This window comes from Wenxinia marina DSM 24838, from assembly GCF_000379485.1.
Classification (GTDB): domain Bacteria; phylum Pseudomonadota; class Alphaproteobacteria; order Rhodobacterales; family Rhodobacteraceae; genus Wenxinia; species Wenxinia marina.
Genome location: NZ_KB902288.1, coordinates 46159 through 63731 on the forward strand (window position 1 = coordinate 46159; position 17573 = coordinate 63731).

Consider the following 17573-nt stretch of genomic DNA (forward strand, 5'->3'; position numbering starts at 1 on the left):
GCCTGTGCCTCGGCCCCGCCGCGCCCCGCGCGACCGTCCGAGGTTTGCAATTTTGGCCTGTCTCTTCAACGGGCCTTCACGCTATCTAGCCAGACAGACGGGCGAAAACGTGACGGACGGGACCCCCTTTTGGCGCAAATTGCCTTCATCCTGCTCTGCCACAAGGACCCCGAGGCGATCGTCCAGCAGGCCCGGCAGCTGACGGCCGTCGGCGACTGCATCTCGATCCACTTCGACGCCCGCGCCAGGGCCGCGGACTACGACCTGATCCGGGCCGAGCTGGCGGGCAACGACAACGTCACCTTCGCGAAGACTCGCGTCCGCTGCGGCTGGGGCGAGTGGAGCCTGGTGCAGGCGACGCTCCACGCCATCGAGGCGGCGCTGGCCGCGTTTCCGCGGGCGACGCATTTCTACATGCTGTCGGGCGACTGCATGGCGATCAAGTCCGCCGCCTACGCCCACCGCTTTCTCGACGCCGACGACGTCGACTACATCGAGAGCTTCGATTTCTACGACAGCGACTGGATCAAGACCGGGATCAAGGAAGAGCGGCTGATCTACCGCCACTTCTTCAACGAGCGGACGCAGAAGGACCGGTTCTACCGCTCGCTGCGTCTCCAGCGCCGGCTCGGCCTGAGGCGGCGGGTGCCACCGGACATCGCGGTGCAGATCGGCAGCCAGTGGTGGTGCCTGCGCCGCCGCACGGTCGAGGAGGTGGTCGCCTTCACCAGGGCGCGAAGGGACGTCGTGCGGTTCTTCCGCCGGACCTGGATCCCGGACGAGACGTTCTTCCAGACGCTGGTGCGCCACCTCATCCCCGAGCGCGAGATCCGCAGCCGGACGCCGACGTTCCTGATGTTCACCGACTACGGCATGCCGGTGACCTTCTACAACGATCACTACGACCTGCTGCTGAGCCAGGACTTCCTGTTCGCCCGCAAGATCAGCCCCGAGGCGAAGGAGCTGAAGCGCCGGCTCGGCCGGCTCTACGCGTCGGGGCGCGAGGAGTTCAGGGTGTCGGACGAGGGGCGCAAGCTGTTCGCGTTCCTGACCGGCCGCGGCCGGGTCGGCCGCCGCTTCGCGCCCCGCTTCTGGGAGACGGACAACCTCCTCGGCCGCGAGCGCGAGCTGCTGATCGTCGCCTGCAAGAAGTGGCACGTCGCCAAGCGGCTGGTCGGCGCGATCCGGCACCACACCGACATCCCCGCCCTCGACTACGTCTTCAACGAGGAGAGTGCGCCGCTGCCCGACCTCGGCGGCATCCAGACGACCATCGCCAAGAGGCACCGGCACCGGCGCGCGCTGATGCGGATGCTCTTCGACTATTTCGACAGCGATCGCCTGATCATCTGCCTCGACACCGGATCGCTCGACCTCGTGAGCGACTTCTACGCCGACCGCCCCACCGTCCGGCTGCTGGAGGTGGAGTGCGAGTTCACCGATACTTACCTCGCCGATCACGCCCGCCGTGTCGGCCTCGCCGGCGGCGAGACGTCGGACGAGACGCTGCGGCAGCTCTTGCCGACGATCCGGTACGATGTCGCGGGCGAGAGCGATCGTCTGCGCGACGCGCACCTCGCCAATCATTCCCGCATCCGCGAGGGCGCCGCGCCCGAGGCGAATGCCGGCACGCTCGCCCGCTTCCTGACGGTCCCGCCGGACGTCGCGCTGCGGCTCGCCGAAACTCCAAACCTGTTCGCCGACTAGAGGATCCGCCAATGGCCTTCGACTACGATTCCGAGAACATCTTCGCCAAGATCCTGCGCGGCGAGATCCCGAACCGGACCGTCTACGAGAACGAGCACGCCCTGGCGTTCGAGGACATCCGCCCGCAGGCGCCGGTGCACGTGCTGGTGATCCCCAAGGGGCCGTACATGTCGCTCGACCACTTCGCGCAGGAGGCCTCGCCAGAGGAGCAGGCGGGCTTCTTCGCGGCGGTGGGCGAGGTGTGCCGGAAGGTCGACGTGAGTCACGGCTTCCGCGCGATCGCGAACGCCCGCCTCCACGGCGTGCAGGACGTGCCGCACTTCCACCTGCACATCATCGGCGGCGCGCAGCTGGGCCGGATGCTGCCGGCCGACTGACACCGATCTGACGGTGCGGCCGGCTGGACAGGCCCGCCCCCGGGGCCTAGCCATGGGGGTGGAGGAGGAGTGCCGATGGACTTCGCGCTGACCGACGAGCAGTCGGCTGTCTTCGACATGGCCCGCGCCTTCGGCGCCGAGAGGATCGCCCCCCACGCCCGCGCCTGGGAAGAGGCCGGCTCGATCCCGAAAGAGCTGTGGCCCGAGATCGCGGAACTCGGCTTCGGCGGCCTCTACGTCAGCGAGGAGGCGGGCGGCGCCGGCCTCGGCCGGCTCGACGCGACGCTGGTGTTCGAGGCGCTGTCGATGGCCGACCCGGCGACCGCCGCGTTCCTGTCGATCCACAATATGTGCGCCCGGATGATCGACGCCTACGGCTCGGACGAGATGAAGGCGCGGGTCCTGCCGAAGGCGCTGACGATGGAGACGGTCCTCTCCTACTGCCTGACCGAGCCGGGGTCGGGCTCGGACGCCGCGGCGCTGAAGACGAAGGCGGAGCGCACGAACGAGGGCTGGGCGCTGACCGGCACCAAGGCGTTCATCTCGGGCGGCGGCTATTCGGACGCCTACGTCGTCATGGCCCGCTCGGGCGAGGCGGGGCCGAAAGGCGTGTCGGCCTTCCTGGTCGAGGCGGGGGCGGACGGCCTCAGCTACGGCGGGCTCGAGGCCAAGATGGGCTGGAAGGCGCAGGAGACGCGCCAGGTCCAGATGGACGGCTGCCCGGTGCCGGCCGAGAACCTGATCGGCGAGGAGGGGCGCGGCTTCGCCTACGCGATGGCCGGCCTCGACGGCGGGCGGCTGAACATCGCGGCCTGCTCGCTCGGCGCGGCGCAGGCGGCGCTGGACGCGACGGTCGCCTACATGGGCGAGCGGCAGGCCTTCAGCCAGACGCTCGACCGGTTCCAGGCGCTGCAGTTCCGCCTCGCCGACTGCGAGATCGAGCTGCAGGCGGCGCGGGTGTTCCTGCGGCAGGCAGCGTGGAAGCTGGACCAGGGCGCGCCGGACGCGCCGCAGCATTGCGCGATGGCCAAGAAGTTCGTGACCGAGGCCGGCAGCCGCGTCGCCGACCAGTGCCTGCAGCTGCACGGCGGCTACGGCTACCTCGCCGATTACGGGATCGAGAAGATCGTCCGCGACCTGCGGGTGCACCAGATCCTCGAAGGTACGAACGAGATCATGCGCCTGATCGTCGCCCGCGGGCTCGTCGGCCGGTGAGCGACGTCGCGATCCGGACCGAGGGCCGCGCCGGGCGGATCACCCTGACGCGGCCCAAGGCGCTGAACGCGCTGACGCTGGAGATGGTGCACGCCATCGACGCCGCGCTGGTCGCGTGGGCGGACGACCCGGAGGTCGCGCTGGTCCTGATCGACGGCGAGGGCGATAAGGCGTTCTGCGCCGGCGGCGACATCCGCGAGATGTACCGCACGGGCACGCGGGGCGACTTCTCCTACGGCCGCACCTACTGGCGGGACGAGTACCGGATGAACGCGCGGCTGGCGCACTATCCCAAGCCGGTCATCGCGTTCCTGCAGGGCTTCACGATGGGCGGCGGCGTCGGCCTCGGCTGCCATGCCAGCCACCGGATCGTGGGCGGCAGCAGCCGGATCGCGATGCCGGAATGCTCCATCGGGCTGGTGCCGGACGTCGGAGGCTCGCTCCTTCTGGCGCGGGCGCCGGGGCGGCTGGGCGAGTATCTGGGGACCACGGGCGACCGGATGGACGCCGGTGACGCGATCTTTGCCGGCTTCGCGGACCAGTACCTGCCCGAGAGCGGCTGGGAGGCGCTGAAGCAGCGCCTCGTCCACACCGGCGATGCGGGCGAGGCCGAGGCGGCGGCGCACGAGGCGCCGGACAGCCGGCTCGCCGCGCACCGGGCGGAGATCGACGAGGCGTGGCATGGTTCCACCTTGGCGGAGATCATGGACGGCCTGCCGGAAGAGCCCTCCGAGGCGGTGCAGGCGGGCGTGGACCTGATGGCGCGGAACGCACCGCTGTCGATGGCGGTGACGGTGGAGATGATCCACGCGGTGCGCGAGTCGGACACGATCGAGGCGGCGCTGGAGCACGAGTACCGCGTCACCCACCGCGCGATGGAGCACGGGGACTTTCTCGAAGGCATCCGCGCGCAGGTGATCGACAAGGACCGCGTGCCGCGCTGGCGCCACGCCGACTGGCGCGCGGTGACGGAGGAGGACGTGCGGCGGATGACGGCGCCCCTCGGGGCGGACGCGCTGCGGCTGGAGGGGAACAGGGCATGAAGATCGGATTCGTCGGCCTCGGCAACATGGGCGCGCCGATGGCGCTGAACCTCGCCAATGCCGGGCACGAGGTCACGGGCTTCGACCCGGTCGCGAAGGTGGACGGCCTGACGATGGCCGGCAGCGCGGCCGAGGCGGCGCAGGGCGCCGAGGTGGTCATCACGATGCTGCCGGACGGCCCGATCCTGCGGTCGGTCGCGCGCGAGATCCACCCGGCGATGGCGAAGGGCGCGGTGCACCTCGACTGCTCCACCGTCGACGTGGAAAGCGCCCGTGCGGTCGCCGAGGCGGCCGCGGCGGCGGGCCTACGCGCGGTCGACGCGCCGGTCTCGGGCGGGATCGGCGGGGCGCAGGGCGGCACCCTCACCTTCATGGCCGGCGGGTCCGAGGAGGCGTTCGACGCGGTGAAGCCGCTGTTCGACGTGATGGGGCAGAAGGCCGTCCACTGCGGCCCGTCCGGCAACGGGCAGGCGGCGAAGATCTGCAACAACATGATCCTCGGATCGGTGATGATCGCGACCTGCGAGGCGTTCGTGCTGGCAGACAAGCTGGGCCTGTCGCGGCAGGCGATGTTCGACGTCGTCTCGACCTCGTCGGGCTATTCCTGGGTGATGAACGCCTACTGCCCGGCGCCCGGCATCGGCCCGGCGAGCCCGGCGGACAACGACTACCGGCCCGGCTTCGCCGCCGAGCTGATGCTCAAGGACCTGCGCCTGTCCCAGATGGCGGCCGAGGCGGTGGACGCGGACACGCCGATGGGCGCGGCGGCGGCGGACCACTACAGGCGGTTCGTGGAGGAGGAGGGCGGCGCGGGGCGCGACTTCTCGGCCATGCTGCCGCGGTTCGAGAAGCGGAGCCGGGGGTAGGGCGCGCGAACAAAATTCGACAAATTTTGTTCTGTCCCGAGATGGAATTCGTCGAATTTCCTTCGCGCCCCGGATCGCTATTCCCGCGCCGCCCGCCGGCTGATTGCCCAGCCGATCAGGACCACGACCACGAGGCCGGTGATCGCCCACGCGACCTTGCCGGCGGTGCCCGACACCTCGGCGATGCGGTCCGTGAACACCCAGCCGAGCGCGATGTACATCCCGACCCAGATCGCCTCGCCCGCCGCCCCGGCCAGCGTGTAGCGCGGCCAGTTCATCCGCGCCGCGCCGGCCGCGAAGGTGACGTAGGGCGACAGCGGGCTGAGGAACCAGCGCGACAGGAACACCGCCGTTCCGCCCCGCCGTTCGATCGCGTCCCGCGCCTTGTCCATCGATCCCGCCGGCGCCTTCCCGGCCAGCCGCGCCGCGACCTTCGTCCCGGCGAGCGCCCGCGCCAGGAAATAGCCCGCCTGGTCGCCCGCCACCGCGCCCAGCCACGCCGCCAGCGTCGCGCCGGCCAGCGACAGCTCGCCCCCCGCGGCAAGGCCGCCGGCCGCGAGCAGGAGCAGCGTCGCCGGCACGGGGAAGGCGAGACACGACAGGAACGTGCCGAGCGCCAGCGCCGGCACCCCCCAGTCGCGGATCAGGGCGAGGATGTCGTCGGCGGTCATCGGCGGCGAGGCAGCGTCATCCCGGGGGACCTAGCGGCCGCGCCGGCGCCGTCCACGGCGTCCGCCGGGCGCCCATAATTTACCGTTTGATAAAATTTGAGCATGTGGCAGGCTTCGACCGACAACAGGCCAAACCGCGGGAGCCCGCCTTGCCCAACAGCCCGTTCACCGCCGGCATCGCGCCGGGGCGCCTTCCGGCCGACGAGATCGCCCGCAACTTCACCGACCTGCACCCGCCGATGGACGCGCACGAGGCGCACGTCGCCGCGGACCGCTGCTATTTCTGCCACGACGCGCCCTGCACGATCGCCTGTCCGACCGAGATCGACATCCCGCTGTTCATCCGCCAGATCGCCACCGGCACGCCCGAGGCGGCGGCGAAGACGATCTTCGAGGCCAACATCCTCGGCGGCATGTGCGCCCGCGTCTGCCCGACCGAGGAGCTGTGCGAGGAGGCGTGCGTGCGCATGACCGCCGAGGGCAAGCCGGTGGAGATCGGCCGCCTGCAGCGGCACGCGACCGACACGCTGATGGCCCGGCAGGGCCACCCGTTCGAGCGCGCGGCGCCCACCGGCAAGCGGATCGCCGTGGTCGGCGCGGGACCGGCCGGCCTGTCCTGCGCACACCGGCTGGCGTGGCACGGCCACGACGTGACCCTTTACGAGGCGCGGGAAAAGCCGGGCGGCCTGAACGAATACGGCATCGCCGCCTACAAGAGCACCGAGGACTTCGCCGCGCGCGAGGCGGCCTGGGTGATGGGGATCGGCGGCATCGAGCTGGTGCAGGGCCGCCGCCTCGGCGACACCCTCGACCTCGAGGCGCTGCGGCACGAATTCGACGCCGTCTTCCTCGGCGTCGGCCTCGGCGGGGTGAACGCGCTCGCGGCCGAGGGCGAGCAGCGCGAGGGCGTGCTGAACGCCGTCGACTTCATCTCCGAGCTGCGGCAGGCGGCGGATCTCGGCGCGCTGCCGGTGGGGCGCAACGTCGTGGTGATCGGCGGCGGCATGACGGCGATCGACGCCGCGATCCAGTCGCGCCTGCTCGGCGCCGACCAGGTGACCGTCGCCTACCGCCGCGGCCGCGACCGGATGGGCGCGAGCCGGTACGAGCAGGACCTCGCCGCCTCGCACGGGGTGCGGTTCCTGTTCAACGCGCAGCCGAAGGCGATCCACGACGGCGCCATCGAACTGGCGCTGACCGAGGAGGTGGACGGCGCGCTGCGGGCCACGGGCGAGACCGTCTCGCTGCCCGCCGACCAGGTGTTCAAGGCGATCGGCCAGACCCTGACAACCGACGGCGGGCTGGAGCTGATGGGCGGCAAGATCGCCGTCGACCGGAGCATGAAGACCTCGCTCGCGAACGTCTGGGCCGGCGGCGACTGCGCCTCGGGCGGCGACGACCTCACCGTGACCGCGGTCGCGCAGGGCCGGGACGCGGCCGAGGACATCCACCGGACGCTCGCGGGGTGACGTCGCACGGCGAGATGCGGGCGGTGCTGCACGGGGGTGTGCAACCCGGCGCCGACCGCTCGAAGCTGCCGGACGACGGGCTGGTCCGCCTCCGCGAGGCCGGTGACGATCGCCCGCGCTGCGGCCACATCATCGCGAGGAAGACAGCGGGCAGCCGGACGTCCTATCATTGTCCCGAGCATCAGGAGGGTCAGCGATGAAGGGTTCCGCCGCAATCCTCGCCCTCTGCCTCGCCGGTCCCGCGGCGGCGCAGACCGTCGAGGAGTGGCCCGTGATAGAGCAGGCGCTGGGCCTCGGCGATATCGATCTGGCCGAAATCGGCTTCTCCACCCGCACCGTCCGCGCCGACATCGACGGGGACGGTGCCGAGGATCTCATGGTGGTGATCGACAGCAGCGCCACCTGCTCCAACGGCATCGTCGTCTGCGCCGCCGCCGTCCTCGACGGCCGCTCGCTCCGGGTGCTCTGGACGGGCTCGGCGCAGACTCTCTACGCCGCGCCCGGGGCGGACGGCGGGTGGGATCTGGTGGTGCGGTATCACACGCTCGGCAATGACGGGCAGCCTTACCTGATCGAGGACTACCACGACTGGAACGGCTCGGGCTTCACCCTGCTCGACAGCGCGGAGTTCCCCGTCGAATGACGCCGATTGCCAAGGAAGAACGCGCCGCTCTGGATCGGATCGAGACCCTCGCCGACGCGGAGCGGCTTCGCGCGATGATCTCCAATGCCCGTCGTCTGGGTTCGGACGTCATCGAGCGGGCCGCCTTCGTGCGCCTCTGTCTGATCCAGCCCGAAGCCACGCCCGGAACGGTGGAGCACGACGTCTGGCAGTCCGTTCACGCGCTCGAGGAGATGCTGGCGGATGAGCGGGGCAAGACCGTGCGTCTGTCCCGCACACGCCAGAAGATCGCCCGCGACGGCGAAGCCAAGACCTGTTCGGACCTCACGTTGAAGCGGGACGCGTCGGCGGGCTTCGTCGACCTGCTCGCCCGCGGCCACGCCGAGCTGACCTTCGAAGCGGTCGTTCTTCGTCACCCCAAGACCTTCGACATGCAGACCCGGACCGCTGCCCGCCAACGCCTTGCAGGTGCAGGCGTCGATCCCGACCAATTCGAGCCCTCCAGCGAAGGAGCCTGACATGGCCGACCTGACCTCCGAATTCGTGGGCATCCGCAGCCCGAACCCGTTCTGGCTCGCCTCGGCGCCGCCGACGGACAAGGAATACAACGTCCGCCGCGCCTTCGAGGCGGGCTGGGGCGGTGTGGTTTGGAAGACGCTGGGCGCCGAGGGGCCGCCGGTGGTGAACGTGAACGGCCCGCGCTACGGCGTGGTCTATGGCGCCGACCGGCGGGTGCTGGGCATCAACAACATCGAGCTGATCACCGACCGCCCGCTGGAGACGAACCTCGAGGAGATGGCGCGGGTGAAGGCCGACTATCCGGACCGCGCGCTCATCGCCTCGATCATGGTCCCCTGCGAGGAGGCGGCGTGGAAGGCGATCCTGCCGCGGGTGGCCGAGACGAACGCCGACGGGATCGAGCTCAACTTCGGCTGCCCCCACGGGATGAGCGAGCGGGGCATGGGCTCAGCCGTCGGGCAGGTGCCGGAATACATCGAGATGGTCACGCGGTGGTGCAAGCAGTACTACGACCGCCCGGTCATCGTGAAGCTGACGCCCAACATCACCGACATCCGCAAGCCGGCCGCGGCGGCGCGCAATGGCGGTGCGGACGCGGTCAGCCTCATCAACACGATCAACTCCATCACGTCCGTCGACCTCGACAATTTCGCGCCGATGCCGACGATCGACGGCAAGGGCAGCCACGGCGGCTATTGCGGACCGGCGGTGAAGCCGATCGCGCTGTCCATGGTGTCCGAGATCGCCCGCGCCGAGGCGACGCGCGGGATGCCGATCAGCGGCATCGGCGGCATCACCACCTGGCGCGACGCGGCGGAGTTCATGGCGCTGGGCTGCGGCAACGTGCAGGTCTGCACGGCGGCCATGACCTACGGCTTCCGCATCGTGCAGGAGATGATGTCCGGCCTGTCGCAATGGATGGACGAGAAGGGATACCGCTCCACCGCCGACTTCGTGGGGCGGGCGGTTCCGAACGTGACGGACTGGCAGTACCTGAACCTCAACTACGTGACCAAGGCGCGGATCGACCAGGACCTCTGCATCAAGTGCGGCCGCTGCTACGCGGCCTGCGAGGACACCTCGCACCAGGCGATCGCGATGGGCGAGGGGCGGGTGTTCGAGGTGATCGACGCCGAGTGCGTCGCCTGCAACCTGTGCGTGGACGTCTGCCCGGTCGAGGACTGCATCACGATGGAGCGGCTTGCGCCGGGCACCGTCGATCCGCGCACCGGACGTGTGGTGCAGGACGAGTACGCCAACTGGACGACGCACCCGAACAACCCCATGGCCACGGCCGCGGAATAGGGGCGCGGTCCAGGGACTCCGGTCCGGCCAGGCGGCTTCGGCAGCGCCCCCCCGGCCGGACGCCGCCGGGCCCCCGCGGGGCCGGCGGTCATGCAGCGTGGTGAGACGAGGCGAATCCGGCAGCGTCGGGGCGTCCGGCCCTGGCCGGACACTCCGTTCCGTCGGCCGGTTCGGCGGACGATCCGCCGCGCCCGGGCCTACTCCGTCCCGATCATGAAGCAGGTCGTCCCGCGCGCCTGCAGGCGGCGGCAGGCGAGGTCCGCGCCCTCGCGGGTCAGTCCCATGAAGTTCGCGTCGAACCCGTTCGGCCGCTGCACCACGCGGCGCAGGCCGCCCGACAGGACGGCCGCCTCGTTCAGCGCGACGGTCAGCAGGTGCCGCTCGGCGTCGTAGCGGCTGTTGAAGCGGCCGACGTTGATGCCCCAGTGATGGCCGCCGGAGGTGGACAGGCGCGTGACCACTTCCGGCGCGGCCTCGGGCAGGGGCACCTCCGCCGGCGCGATGGCGGCGGAGGTCATGATGATCTCGCGCGGGCGCGTCTCGGGGGCCGGCATCCCCTCGGGCGGCGGGGCTGCTGCGAGGAGGACGGCATCGTCGAGCCCGCCCGCGACGTCGAGGCCCTCGGCCCCCGCCGCGGCCTCGGCGATGGTCATCGTGCCGCCCGTGTCCGGCGCGCCGGGCGGCGCGGCCGCCCCTGTCGTGTCGCCGGCGTCCGCCTGCTCCAGCGCCTGCGCCAGCGCGTCGGCGATCATGTCGTCGCTGACCCCGTCGAGGTCCGGCCCGATGCCCGCGGGCCGGGCCACGGGCCGCAGGCTGCGGGTCACCAGACCCGACACCCGCACCGTCCGCGCCGCGGGCGGCGCGTTCAGCACGCTCTGCCCCAGCACCACGGCGCCGGCCGGGATGTCGTCCATCGCCGGGGCGGGCTGCGGCGCGTTCACCGCGACCTGCCCGGGCGCGCGGGAGAAGCCCATGTCCAGGAACTCGGCCGCGCGGCGGTTGCGGTCGGCCACCGACGTGCCGCCGAAGACGGTCGCGATGATCCGCTCCTGCCCGCGCTGCGCGCTGGCGACGAGGTTGTAGCCGGCGGCATTGGTGTAGCCGGTCTTGATCCCGTCCGCGCCGTCGTAGGCGTCGAGGAACCGGCGGTTGGTGTTCAGCACCTGCGCGATCCCGGCATCGGCCGAGCGCCGGGAGAACAGGTTGTAGTATTGCGGGAAGTCGTAGATCACGTGCCGCCCGAGGATCGTCATGTCGTGCGCCGTCGACATGTGCCCGTCCGCGGTCAGGCCGTGCATGTTCACGAACGTGGTGTTGCGCATCCCCATCGCCTGCGCGGTGGCGTTCATGCGCCGCGCGAAGGCGTCCTCGGACCCCGAGATCGCGACCCCGATCGCGTGGGCCGCGTCGTTGGCCGACCGGATCGCGGCGGCGCGGATCAGGTAGCGGAAGGCGATCTGCTGACCAGACCGCAGGCCGAGGCGCGATGGCGGCTCGTTCGCCGCGGCGGAGGTGATGGTCACCATCGTGTCGAGGCCGATCTCGCCCCGCTCCACCGCCTGGAACGCGATGTAGAGCGTCATCATCTTGGTGAGCGACGCGGGATGCAGCCGGGTGTCGGCGTTCCGCGCGAAGATGACCTCGCCCGTGCGGGCGTCCATCACCATCGCGGCGAACGGCGCCGAGCGGGCCTGGCTCGGGGCGAACGCCCCCGCGGCCAGCATGAATAGCATGAGCAGACCCAGACGGGCCGCCAGTTCCAGACGACGTGTCACGGCATACTGCCTTTTACTGCCTCACGGGGCCGGATTCGGGCCGATCCCTCGTTTGTTGAGGCGACGCTAGCACGCGTCCGTGTGGCCGCAAACCCCCGCAGATTCAGCAGGTTCGGCCGTGTTCTGCATGCAACGCGCTAGATGTGGTGGCGGCTGCGCGCTACCCCACCACTAATGCCCGGAACGGATCGCTGAGCCTGCCGCGAGGTCGTCCATTACCGCGCCGATCTCCGCCAGCGATCCGAGCCGGCGGTAGCGCGGATGCGCCTCCGGCTCGTCGGCCGACTCGTAGGCCCAGGTCAGGTCGTGCGGCACGTAGAGACCCCATCCGCCCGCCTCGATCGCGGGCAGGACGTCGGACCTCAGGGAGTTGCCGACCATGACGCCCCGCGCCCCGTCACCGGGAAAGATCCGGGCGTAGGTCGCGGGCGTCTTGTCGCTGACGATCTCGACCGAATCGAAGAGGTCGCCGAGACCCGACTGCGCCAGCTTGCGCTCCTGGTCGAGGAGGTCGCCCTTCGTCACCAGCACGACCCGCGCCCGTCCCGCAACCGCCTCCACCGCCTCCCGCGCATGGGGCAGCAGTTCGATCGGATGCGCCAGCATCTCGCGCCCGGCGGCGAGGATCTCGCCGACCACGCGGCCGTCGACCCGGCCCTCCGTCACCTCGACCGCGGTCTCGATCATCGACAGGGTGAAGCCCTTGATGCCGAAGCCGTAGCGCCCGAGGTTGCGCCGCTCGGCCGCATGCAGGCGCTCCATCAGCGCCGGCCCGTCGGCGTGGTCCGACAGCAGGTCGGCGAAGCGCTCCTGCGTCATCCGGAAGAACCGCTCGTTGTGCCACAGCGTGTCGTCGGCGTCGAAACCGACGGTCCAGTCGGCGAGGCCGGTCCCGCTCTTTGGCATGGGTCGAAAACTCCCCGTTAGCGGTCTTTTCAGCCAAAGCCGCGACCTTATATACAGTCGCCTATGAACCGGGCGCGGGGAACGCAAGGGACGGCATGCTGACGGATTTCTGGACGATGCAGGACGACGGCGACGACGGCGACCGCGAGGGCGGCACCGGCGTCAAGCTCGCCACGCGCACCCGGACCGGCAAGCCGCCGCTCTACAAGGTGCTGATCCTCAACGACGATTACACCCCGATGGAGTTCGTCGTCCACGTGCTGGAGCGGTTCTTCGGCCTCTCCCACGCCCAGGCGTTCGAACTGATGCTGACGGTGCACAAGAAGGGCGTCGCCGTGGTCGGCGTGTTCTCGTACGAGATCGCCGAGACCAAGGTCGCGATGGTCATGGACTTCGCCCAGCGGCACCAGCACCCGCTGCAATGCACGATGGAAAAGGAATAGGGCGCCCGCGCCCGACCCCATGTCGCAGAGCCGCCTGAGCCGCGCCGCCGAGAGCGGCCTCCTGCCGTTGCCCGAGGGACGGATCACGCTGCTGCGCCCGCCGCGCGACGTGGACCTTGCGGCGCTCCCGCGCGAGCAGGTGACGATCGTCGCGACCTTCCGCCCGGACGTGGAGTTCTGGACGGCGCAGGGCCTCGACGTCGCGACCGAACCGCCCGAAAGCGACCTCGCCATCGTCTTCGCCAACCGCTCCAAGTCCCTGTCCCGCGCGATGGTGGCCGAGGCGTCGGCGCGCGCCGCGACGGTTGCGGTGGACGGGCAGAAGACCGACGGCATCGACAGCCTGTGGCGCGACATCCGCGCCCGTCTCGGCGAGGCGCCGTCGATCACCGCCGGCCACGGCCGGATCGCCGTCGCCCCCGGTGGCGACGCCTTCGGCGACTGGGCCTCTCCGGGGCCGGAGCGACAGGACGACGGCTGGGTCCGCCAGCCGGGCGTCTTCTCCGAGGGCGGGCCGGACCGCGGGTCCGAGACCCTGGCCGCCGCGCTGCCCGCGCAACTGCCCGCGCGGATGGCGGATCTCGGGGCCGGGTGGGGTTACCTCGCCCGCGCGGTGCTCGAGCGGGAGGGCGTGCAGAGCCTCGACCTGATCGAGGCCGAGAAGCTGTCCCTCGACTGCGCCCGCCTGAACGTCGCCGATTCCCGCGCCACATTCCACTGGGCCGACGCCACGGCGTACCGCCCCGAGCAGCCCTTCGACGGCATCGTCTGCAACCCGCCGTTCCACGCCGGCCGCGCCGCCGACCCCTCGCTCGGCCGGGGCTTCATCGCCGCGGCGGCAGCGATGCTGACCCCGAACGGCGCCCTCTGGCTTGTCGCAAACCGGCAATTGCCCTATGAGGCGGCGCTGGAGGAGGCGTTCGTCCGCACCGAGGAGATCGGCGGCACGGGCGGCTTCAAGCTCCTCCACGCCACGCGGCCGCGGCGCACCCGCCGGGCCTGACCGGAGCCCCCCGACATGTCGTTCTCGATCGCCGGCAAGACCGCCATTGTCACCGGGGCCGCGCACGGCGTCGGCCTCGCCATCGGCCGCCGCTTCGTCGAGGAGGGGGCGAACGTCGTCTTCGTCGACCGCGACGAGGCCGCGCTGACCCGCGAGATCGGCGAGGATGCGGACAAGGAAGGGTCGGTGCGGATGTTCACCGGCGACCTGCGGCAGAAGCTGACGGTGCAGAACCTTCTGTCGCTGGCCACCGACGCGTTCGACCGGATCGACATCCTCGTCAACGCCTCGCGCCAGGTGGCGACGACCGACCCTCTCGACCCCGACGACACGTCGGTGCCGGACCTGATCGAGCAGAACCTGATGACGGCGCTGCGCCTGACCCAGGCGACGGCGAAGCGGATGATCAAGCAGGGCGAGGACCGGACCGAGGGCACGCTCGGCTCGATCATCAACCTGTCGTCCATCGCCGCCCGGCGGGCGCATCCCGACCTGCTCGGCTATTCCGTCGCCACCGCGGCGCTGGAGCAGTTCACCCGCTCGATGGCCGTGGCGCTGGCGCCGCGCCGGATCCGGGTGAACGCCGTCGCCTTCGGCAGCGTGATGAGCGCGTCTCTGAAGGGCGCGCTGAAGGAGCATGGCGAGATGCGGTCCGAAATCCTGCAGCACACGCCGCTGGCCCGGATCGCCGGGCCCGGCGAGGTGTCCGACGCCGCGCAGTACCTCGCGTCCGACGCGTCGGACTTCGTGACCGGGCAGGTGATCACCGTGGACGGCGGCCGCACGCTGATCGACGCGGCGGCGGTCGGCACGCACTGACGGCGGCGAGGCCCGGACCTCGAGGCCCCGGGGCCAGCCCGGGGCGGCTGTTCTAGAGCGCGTCGGAGGGCGGCGCCTGGCCACGGGCAGATGTCCGCCGGGGGGCCGCCAGACGCTGCCCGGGCCGCTGAAGCGGCTGTGTCCGGGCGGGCGACATCGCCGACCTCATCCCAGCCCGCACACCTCGACCAGCCGGTCGCCCTCGCTCGCCGCGACCACGCGGAAGTCCACCCGGTACAGCAGCTCGGTCCCGTCCACGACGGCGATCCACCAGTCGCCGGGCACCAGCTCTTCCTCCGTTTCGAACTGGAAGAAGAAGCCCGACGGCCCCTGACCCGAGATCGCGGCGTCGTAGATCATCGTCTGCGTCCCGTCCCCCGGCCCGTTCGCGGCGAAGGGCGGGTGCCCGACGTAGGCCACGACGTCCGGATGCCCCTCGGGCCGCGCGGCCCGGGCGCGCACGCCGAAGCCCATCCCCAGGACGGCAGGGACCACCTGCGTGTAGGCCACGAACGACACCGGACCGGCGAGGTTCGGGCAGATCACGCCGGCCTGCATCTCGGCGATGGCGTCGCTCTGGATCGTCTCGGCCGACAGCGGTCCCGCGCCGAGGGCCGCGACGAGAAGGGCCCGCACGGCCACCGCGCTCAACCGGCGCCGCAGGCCGCCAGAAGGCCGTCGTTCGCCCGCGGCGGCACCACGTCGAAGTCGAGGGAATAGAGGACCGTCTGCCCGGACAGCGCCGACACGCGCCATGCGCCCACCGCCGCCTCCTGCTGGTCCTCGAACCGGTAGAAGAAGCCGGACATGGCCGAGCCCGACATTGTCGTCGCGTAGGTATGCTGCGTCGGCCCGCCGGGCGTGAAGGGCGGGTGGTCCACCACGATCGTCACGGCGACGCCGCCCGGCGCCTGCGCCTGCGCCCGCACGCCGAAGCCCATGCCGACCACCGCCGGCACGACCTGCGTCTGCGCCACGAAGGCGATGTCGTCGGCCGGGCGTGCGCCGTTGCCGAACTGCGAGGAGCACACGACGCCCGCCTGCCAGCGGCTGATCTGTCCGCTGATCTCGTCCGCCGCCGCGGGGGCGCCGGCCCCCAGAAGAAGGGCTGCCGCCCCGAGAAGTCTCGTCATCCGATCGCCGCCGCCTTCACGTCCTCGTCGATGTACGGCACGTAGCGGGCGAAGTTGTCCGCGAACATCTCCACGAGCTTCGCCGCCTGCCGGTCGTAGGCGTCAGGATCGCCCCAGGTGGAGCGGGGGTCAAGCAGCGCGTCGTCGACGCCCTCGACCGACACCGGCACGTCGAAGCCGAAGTTCGGATCCTTGCGGAACTGCCCCTCGGCGAGCGAGCCGTCCAGCGCGGCGGACAGCAGCGCCCTGGTCGCGCGGATCGGCATCCGGCTGCCGGTGCCGTAGGCGCCGCCGGTCCAGCCGGTATTCACCAGCCAGCAGGTCGCGCCATGCTTGGCGATCTTGTCCTGCAGCAGCTTTCCATACACCTCGGGGCGGCGCGGCATGAACGGCGCGCCGAAGCAGGTCGAGAAGGTCGGCTGCGGCTCGGTCACGCCCTGCTCGGTCCCCGCCACCTTGGAGGTGAAGCCGGACAGGAAGTGGTACATCGCCTGCGCCGGCGTCAGCCGGGCGATCGGCGGCAGCACGCCGAACGCGTCGCAGGTCAGCATGATGACGTTCTTGGGATGCCCGCCGAGGCCCGAGGCGCTGGCGTTCGGGATCGACTCCAGAGGGTAGGCGCAGCGCGTGTTCGCGGTGAGGCTGTCGTCCTCGAAGTCCAGCTCCAGCGTCTCGGGGTCGTAGACCATGTTCTCGATCACCGTGCCCGGCATCGAGCAGGTGGCGTAGATCTCGGGCTCGCTCTCGGCCTTGAGGCCGATCGTCTTGGCATAGCACCCGCCCTCGAAGTTGAAGGTGCCGCGGTCCGACCAGCCATGCTCGTCGTCGCCGATCAGCACGCGGTTCGGATCGGCCGACAGCGTCGTCTTGCCGGTGCCGGAGAGGCCGAAGAAGATCGCCGTGTCGACCGGGTTGCCGGGCGCGTGGTTGGCCGAGCAGTGCATTGGCATGATGCCCTTCTCGGGCAGCAGGTAGTTCAGGATGGTGAAGACCGACTTCTTGTTCTCGCCGGCATATTCCGTGCCGCCGATCAGCACCGTCCGCTCGTCGAAGTTGATCGCGATCACCGTCTCGCTGCGGCAGCCGTGGCGGTCGGGGTCGGCCTTGAACGACGGGCAGTTGATGATGGTGAAGTCTGGGCTCATCGATCCCAGCTCGGCCTCGGTCGGGCGGCGGAGAAGGTGTCGGATGAAGAGGGCGTGCCAGGCGAGTTCGGTCACCATCCGCACGTCGAGCCGGTGCGCCGGGTCGGCGCCGCCGATCAGATCCTGCACCCAGTAGTCCCGCCCCTGCATGTGGGCGAGCATGTCGGCCTTCAGCCGCGCGAAGGCGTCGGGCTGCATGGGGGCGTTGTTGTCCCACCAGACCCTGTCCTCGGTCGCCCGCGTGCGGACCACGAACTTGTCCCTGGGGGACCGGCCGGTGTGCCTGCCGGTGCTGACGAGAAGCGTGCCGCCCTTGCCGCGCACGCCCTCGCCGCGCTCGATGGCGGCGTCGAGCAGCGCGTCGGCGGAGAGGTTGTAGAAGGCGTTGCCGAGGCCGGTGATGCCTTGTGCGTCGAGCGTCAGGGCGGGGATGGCGGAACCGGGCATCGGGAACGTCTCCTGTTGACGGGGCGTCATTTCGCCCGCTCGGGGACGCGTATCACGGGCTTTCCGAGGCTGAACAGGACGTTAGCGCCACCAGTTCCGATGTTTGCG

The 17573-nt window shown here is 70.8% G+C and carries 18 protein-coding genes; 12 read left to right on the top strand and 6 right to left on the bottom strand.

Annotation, left to right across the window (positions count from 1 at the left end):
- Positions 1-129: 129 nt before the first annotated feature.
- From A37W_RS0109265 to mmsB, 5 genes are all read left to right on the top strand, one after another.
- Positions 130-1707 carry a DUF5928 domain-containing protein gene (locus A37W_RS0109265; protein ID WP_018302750.1) on the top strand — a complete coding sequence of 526 codons (1578 nt, stop codon included), beginning with the start codon at positions 130-132 and terminating at the stop codon, positions 1705-1707.
- Between the two features lie 11 nt (positions 1708-1718).
- Positions 1719-2084 (top strand): HIT domain-containing protein, encoded by a 366-nt coding sequence (locus tag A37W_RS0109270; protein WP_018302751.1) that lies wholly within the window; start codon positions 1719-1721, stop codon positions 2082-2084.
- 75 nt (positions 2085-2159) lie between these two features.
- Entirely contained in the window at positions 2160-3299 is a 1140-nt protein-coding gene (locus A37W_RS0109275; protein WP_018302752.1) for an acyl-CoA dehydrogenase family protein, read from the top strand.
- Positions 3296-4342, top strand: coding sequence for an enoyl-CoA hydratase/isomerase family protein (locus A37W_RS0109280; protein ID WP_018302753.1), 1047 nt, complete (start codon positions 3296-3298; stop codon positions 4340-4342). The genes A37W_RS0109275 and A37W_RS0109280 overlap by 4 nt, the downstream gene beginning before the upstream one ends.
- Positions 4339-5208 carry a 3-hydroxyisobutyrate dehydrogenase gene (gene mmsB / locus A37W_RS0109285; RefSeq protein ID WP_018302754.1) on the top strand — a complete coding sequence of 290 codons (870 nt, stop codon included), beginning with the start codon at positions 4339-4341 and terminating at the stop codon, positions 5206-5208. The genes A37W_RS0109280 and mmsB overlap by 4 nt, the downstream gene beginning before the upstream one ends.
- A 77-nt stretch (positions 5209-5285) precedes the next feature.
- On the opposite strand, the gene A37W_RS0109290 is transcribed toward mmsB, so the two are convergent.
- The gene (locus A37W_RS0109290; RefSeq protein WP_018302755.1) at positions 5286-5879 is read right to left on the bottom strand and encodes a DedA family protein; all 594 of its coding nucleotides are present in this window, start codon (positions 5877-5879) and stop codon (positions 5286-5288) included.
- A gap of 149 nt (positions 5880-6028) precedes the next feature.
- On the opposite strand from A37W_RS0109290, the gene A37W_RS0109295 reads away from it, so the two are divergent.
- From A37W_RS0109295 to preA, 4 genes are all read left to right on the top strand, one after another.
- Positions 6029-7348 (top strand): NAD(P)-dependent oxidoreductase, encoded by a 1320-nt coding sequence (locus A37W_RS0109295; protein ID WP_018302756.1) that lies wholly within the window; start codon positions 6029-6031, stop codon positions 7346-7348.
- 196 nt (positions 7349-7544) lie between these two features.
- Entirely contained in the window at positions 7545-7991 is a 447-nt protein-coding gene (locus A37W_RS0109305; protein ID WP_018302758.1) for a hypothetical protein, read from the top strand.
- Entirely contained in the window at positions 7988-8488 is a 501-nt protein-coding gene (locus tag A37W_RS0109310) for a hypothetical protein (RefSeq protein ID WP_018302759.1), read from the top strand. The genes A37W_RS0109305 and A37W_RS0109310 overlap by 4 nt, the downstream gene beginning before the upstream one ends.
- 1 nt (position 8489) lies before the next feature.
- Entirely contained in the window at positions 8490-9794 is a 1305-nt protein-coding gene (preA, locus tag A37W_RS0109315; protein WP_018302760.1) for an NAD-dependent dihydropyrimidine dehydrogenase subunit PreA, read from the top strand.
- Between the two features lie 197 nt (positions 9795-9991).
- Here preA and A37W_RS0109320 read toward each other — a convergent pair whose 3' ends face one another.
- Together A37W_RS0109320 and A37W_RS0109325 are read right to left on the bottom strand one after the other, a co-directional pair.
- Positions 9992-11518 (bottom strand): D-alanyl-D-alanine carboxypeptidase family protein, encoded by a 1527-nt coding sequence (locus A37W_RS0109320; RefSeq protein WP_018302761.1) that lies wholly within the window; start codon positions 11516-11518, stop codon positions 9992-9994.
- Positions 11519-11740: 222 nt separating this feature from the next.
- Positions 11741-12475, bottom strand: coding sequence for an HAD family hydrolase (locus A37W_RS0109325; protein WP_018302762.1), 735 nt, complete (start codon positions 12473-12475; stop codon positions 11741-11743).
- Positions 12476-12570: 95 nt separating this feature from the next.
- On the opposite strand from A37W_RS0109325, the gene clpS reads away from it, so the two are divergent.
- The 3 genes from clpS to A37W_RS0109340 are packed head-to-tail and all read left to right on the top strand — an operon-like array spanning position 12571 to position 14740.
- Positions 12571-12918 carry an ATP-dependent Clp protease adapter ClpS gene (gene clpS / locus A37W_RS0109330; RefSeq protein WP_018302763.1) on the top strand — a complete coding sequence of 116 codons (348 nt, stop codon included), beginning with the start codon at positions 12571-12573 and terminating at the stop codon, positions 12916-12918.
- A gap of 19 nt (positions 12919-12937) precedes the next feature.
- Entirely contained in the window at positions 12938-13921 is a 984-nt protein-coding gene (locus tag A37W_RS0109335; RefSeq protein ID WP_018302764.1) for a class I SAM-dependent methyltransferase, read from the top strand.
- A 15-nt stretch (positions 13922-13936) separates the two neighbouring features.
- A complete protein-coding gene (locus A37W_RS0109340) occupies positions 13937-14740 on the top strand; it encodes an SDR family NAD(P)-dependent oxidoreductase (protein WP_018302765.1) in 804 nt (267 codons plus the stop codon).
- Between the two features lie 165 nt (positions 14741-14905).
- Here A37W_RS0109340 and A37W_RS22800 read toward each other — a convergent pair whose 3' ends face one another.
- The 3 genes from A37W_RS22800 to A37W_RS0109355 are packed head-to-tail and all read right to left on the bottom strand — an operon-like array spanning position 14906 to position 17465.
- A complete protein-coding gene (locus tag A37W_RS22800) occupies positions 14906-15376 on the bottom strand; it encodes a DUF3859 domain-containing protein (protein WP_157236475.1) in 471 nt (156 codons plus the stop codon).
- Between the two features lie 11 nt (positions 15377-15387).
- A complete protein-coding gene (locus A37W_RS21395) occupies positions 15388-15873 on the bottom strand; it encodes a DUF3859 domain-containing protein (protein WP_018302767.1) in 486 nt (161 codons plus the stop codon).
- On the bottom strand, positions 15870-17465 hold the full coding sequence (locus A37W_RS0109355; protein ID WP_018302768.1) for a phosphoenolpyruvate carboxykinase: 1596 nt from the start codon (positions 17463-17465) through the stop codon (positions 15870-15872). The genes A37W_RS21395 and A37W_RS0109355 overlap by 4 nt, the downstream gene beginning before the upstream one ends.
- Positions 17466-17573: the final 108 nt, after the last annotated feature.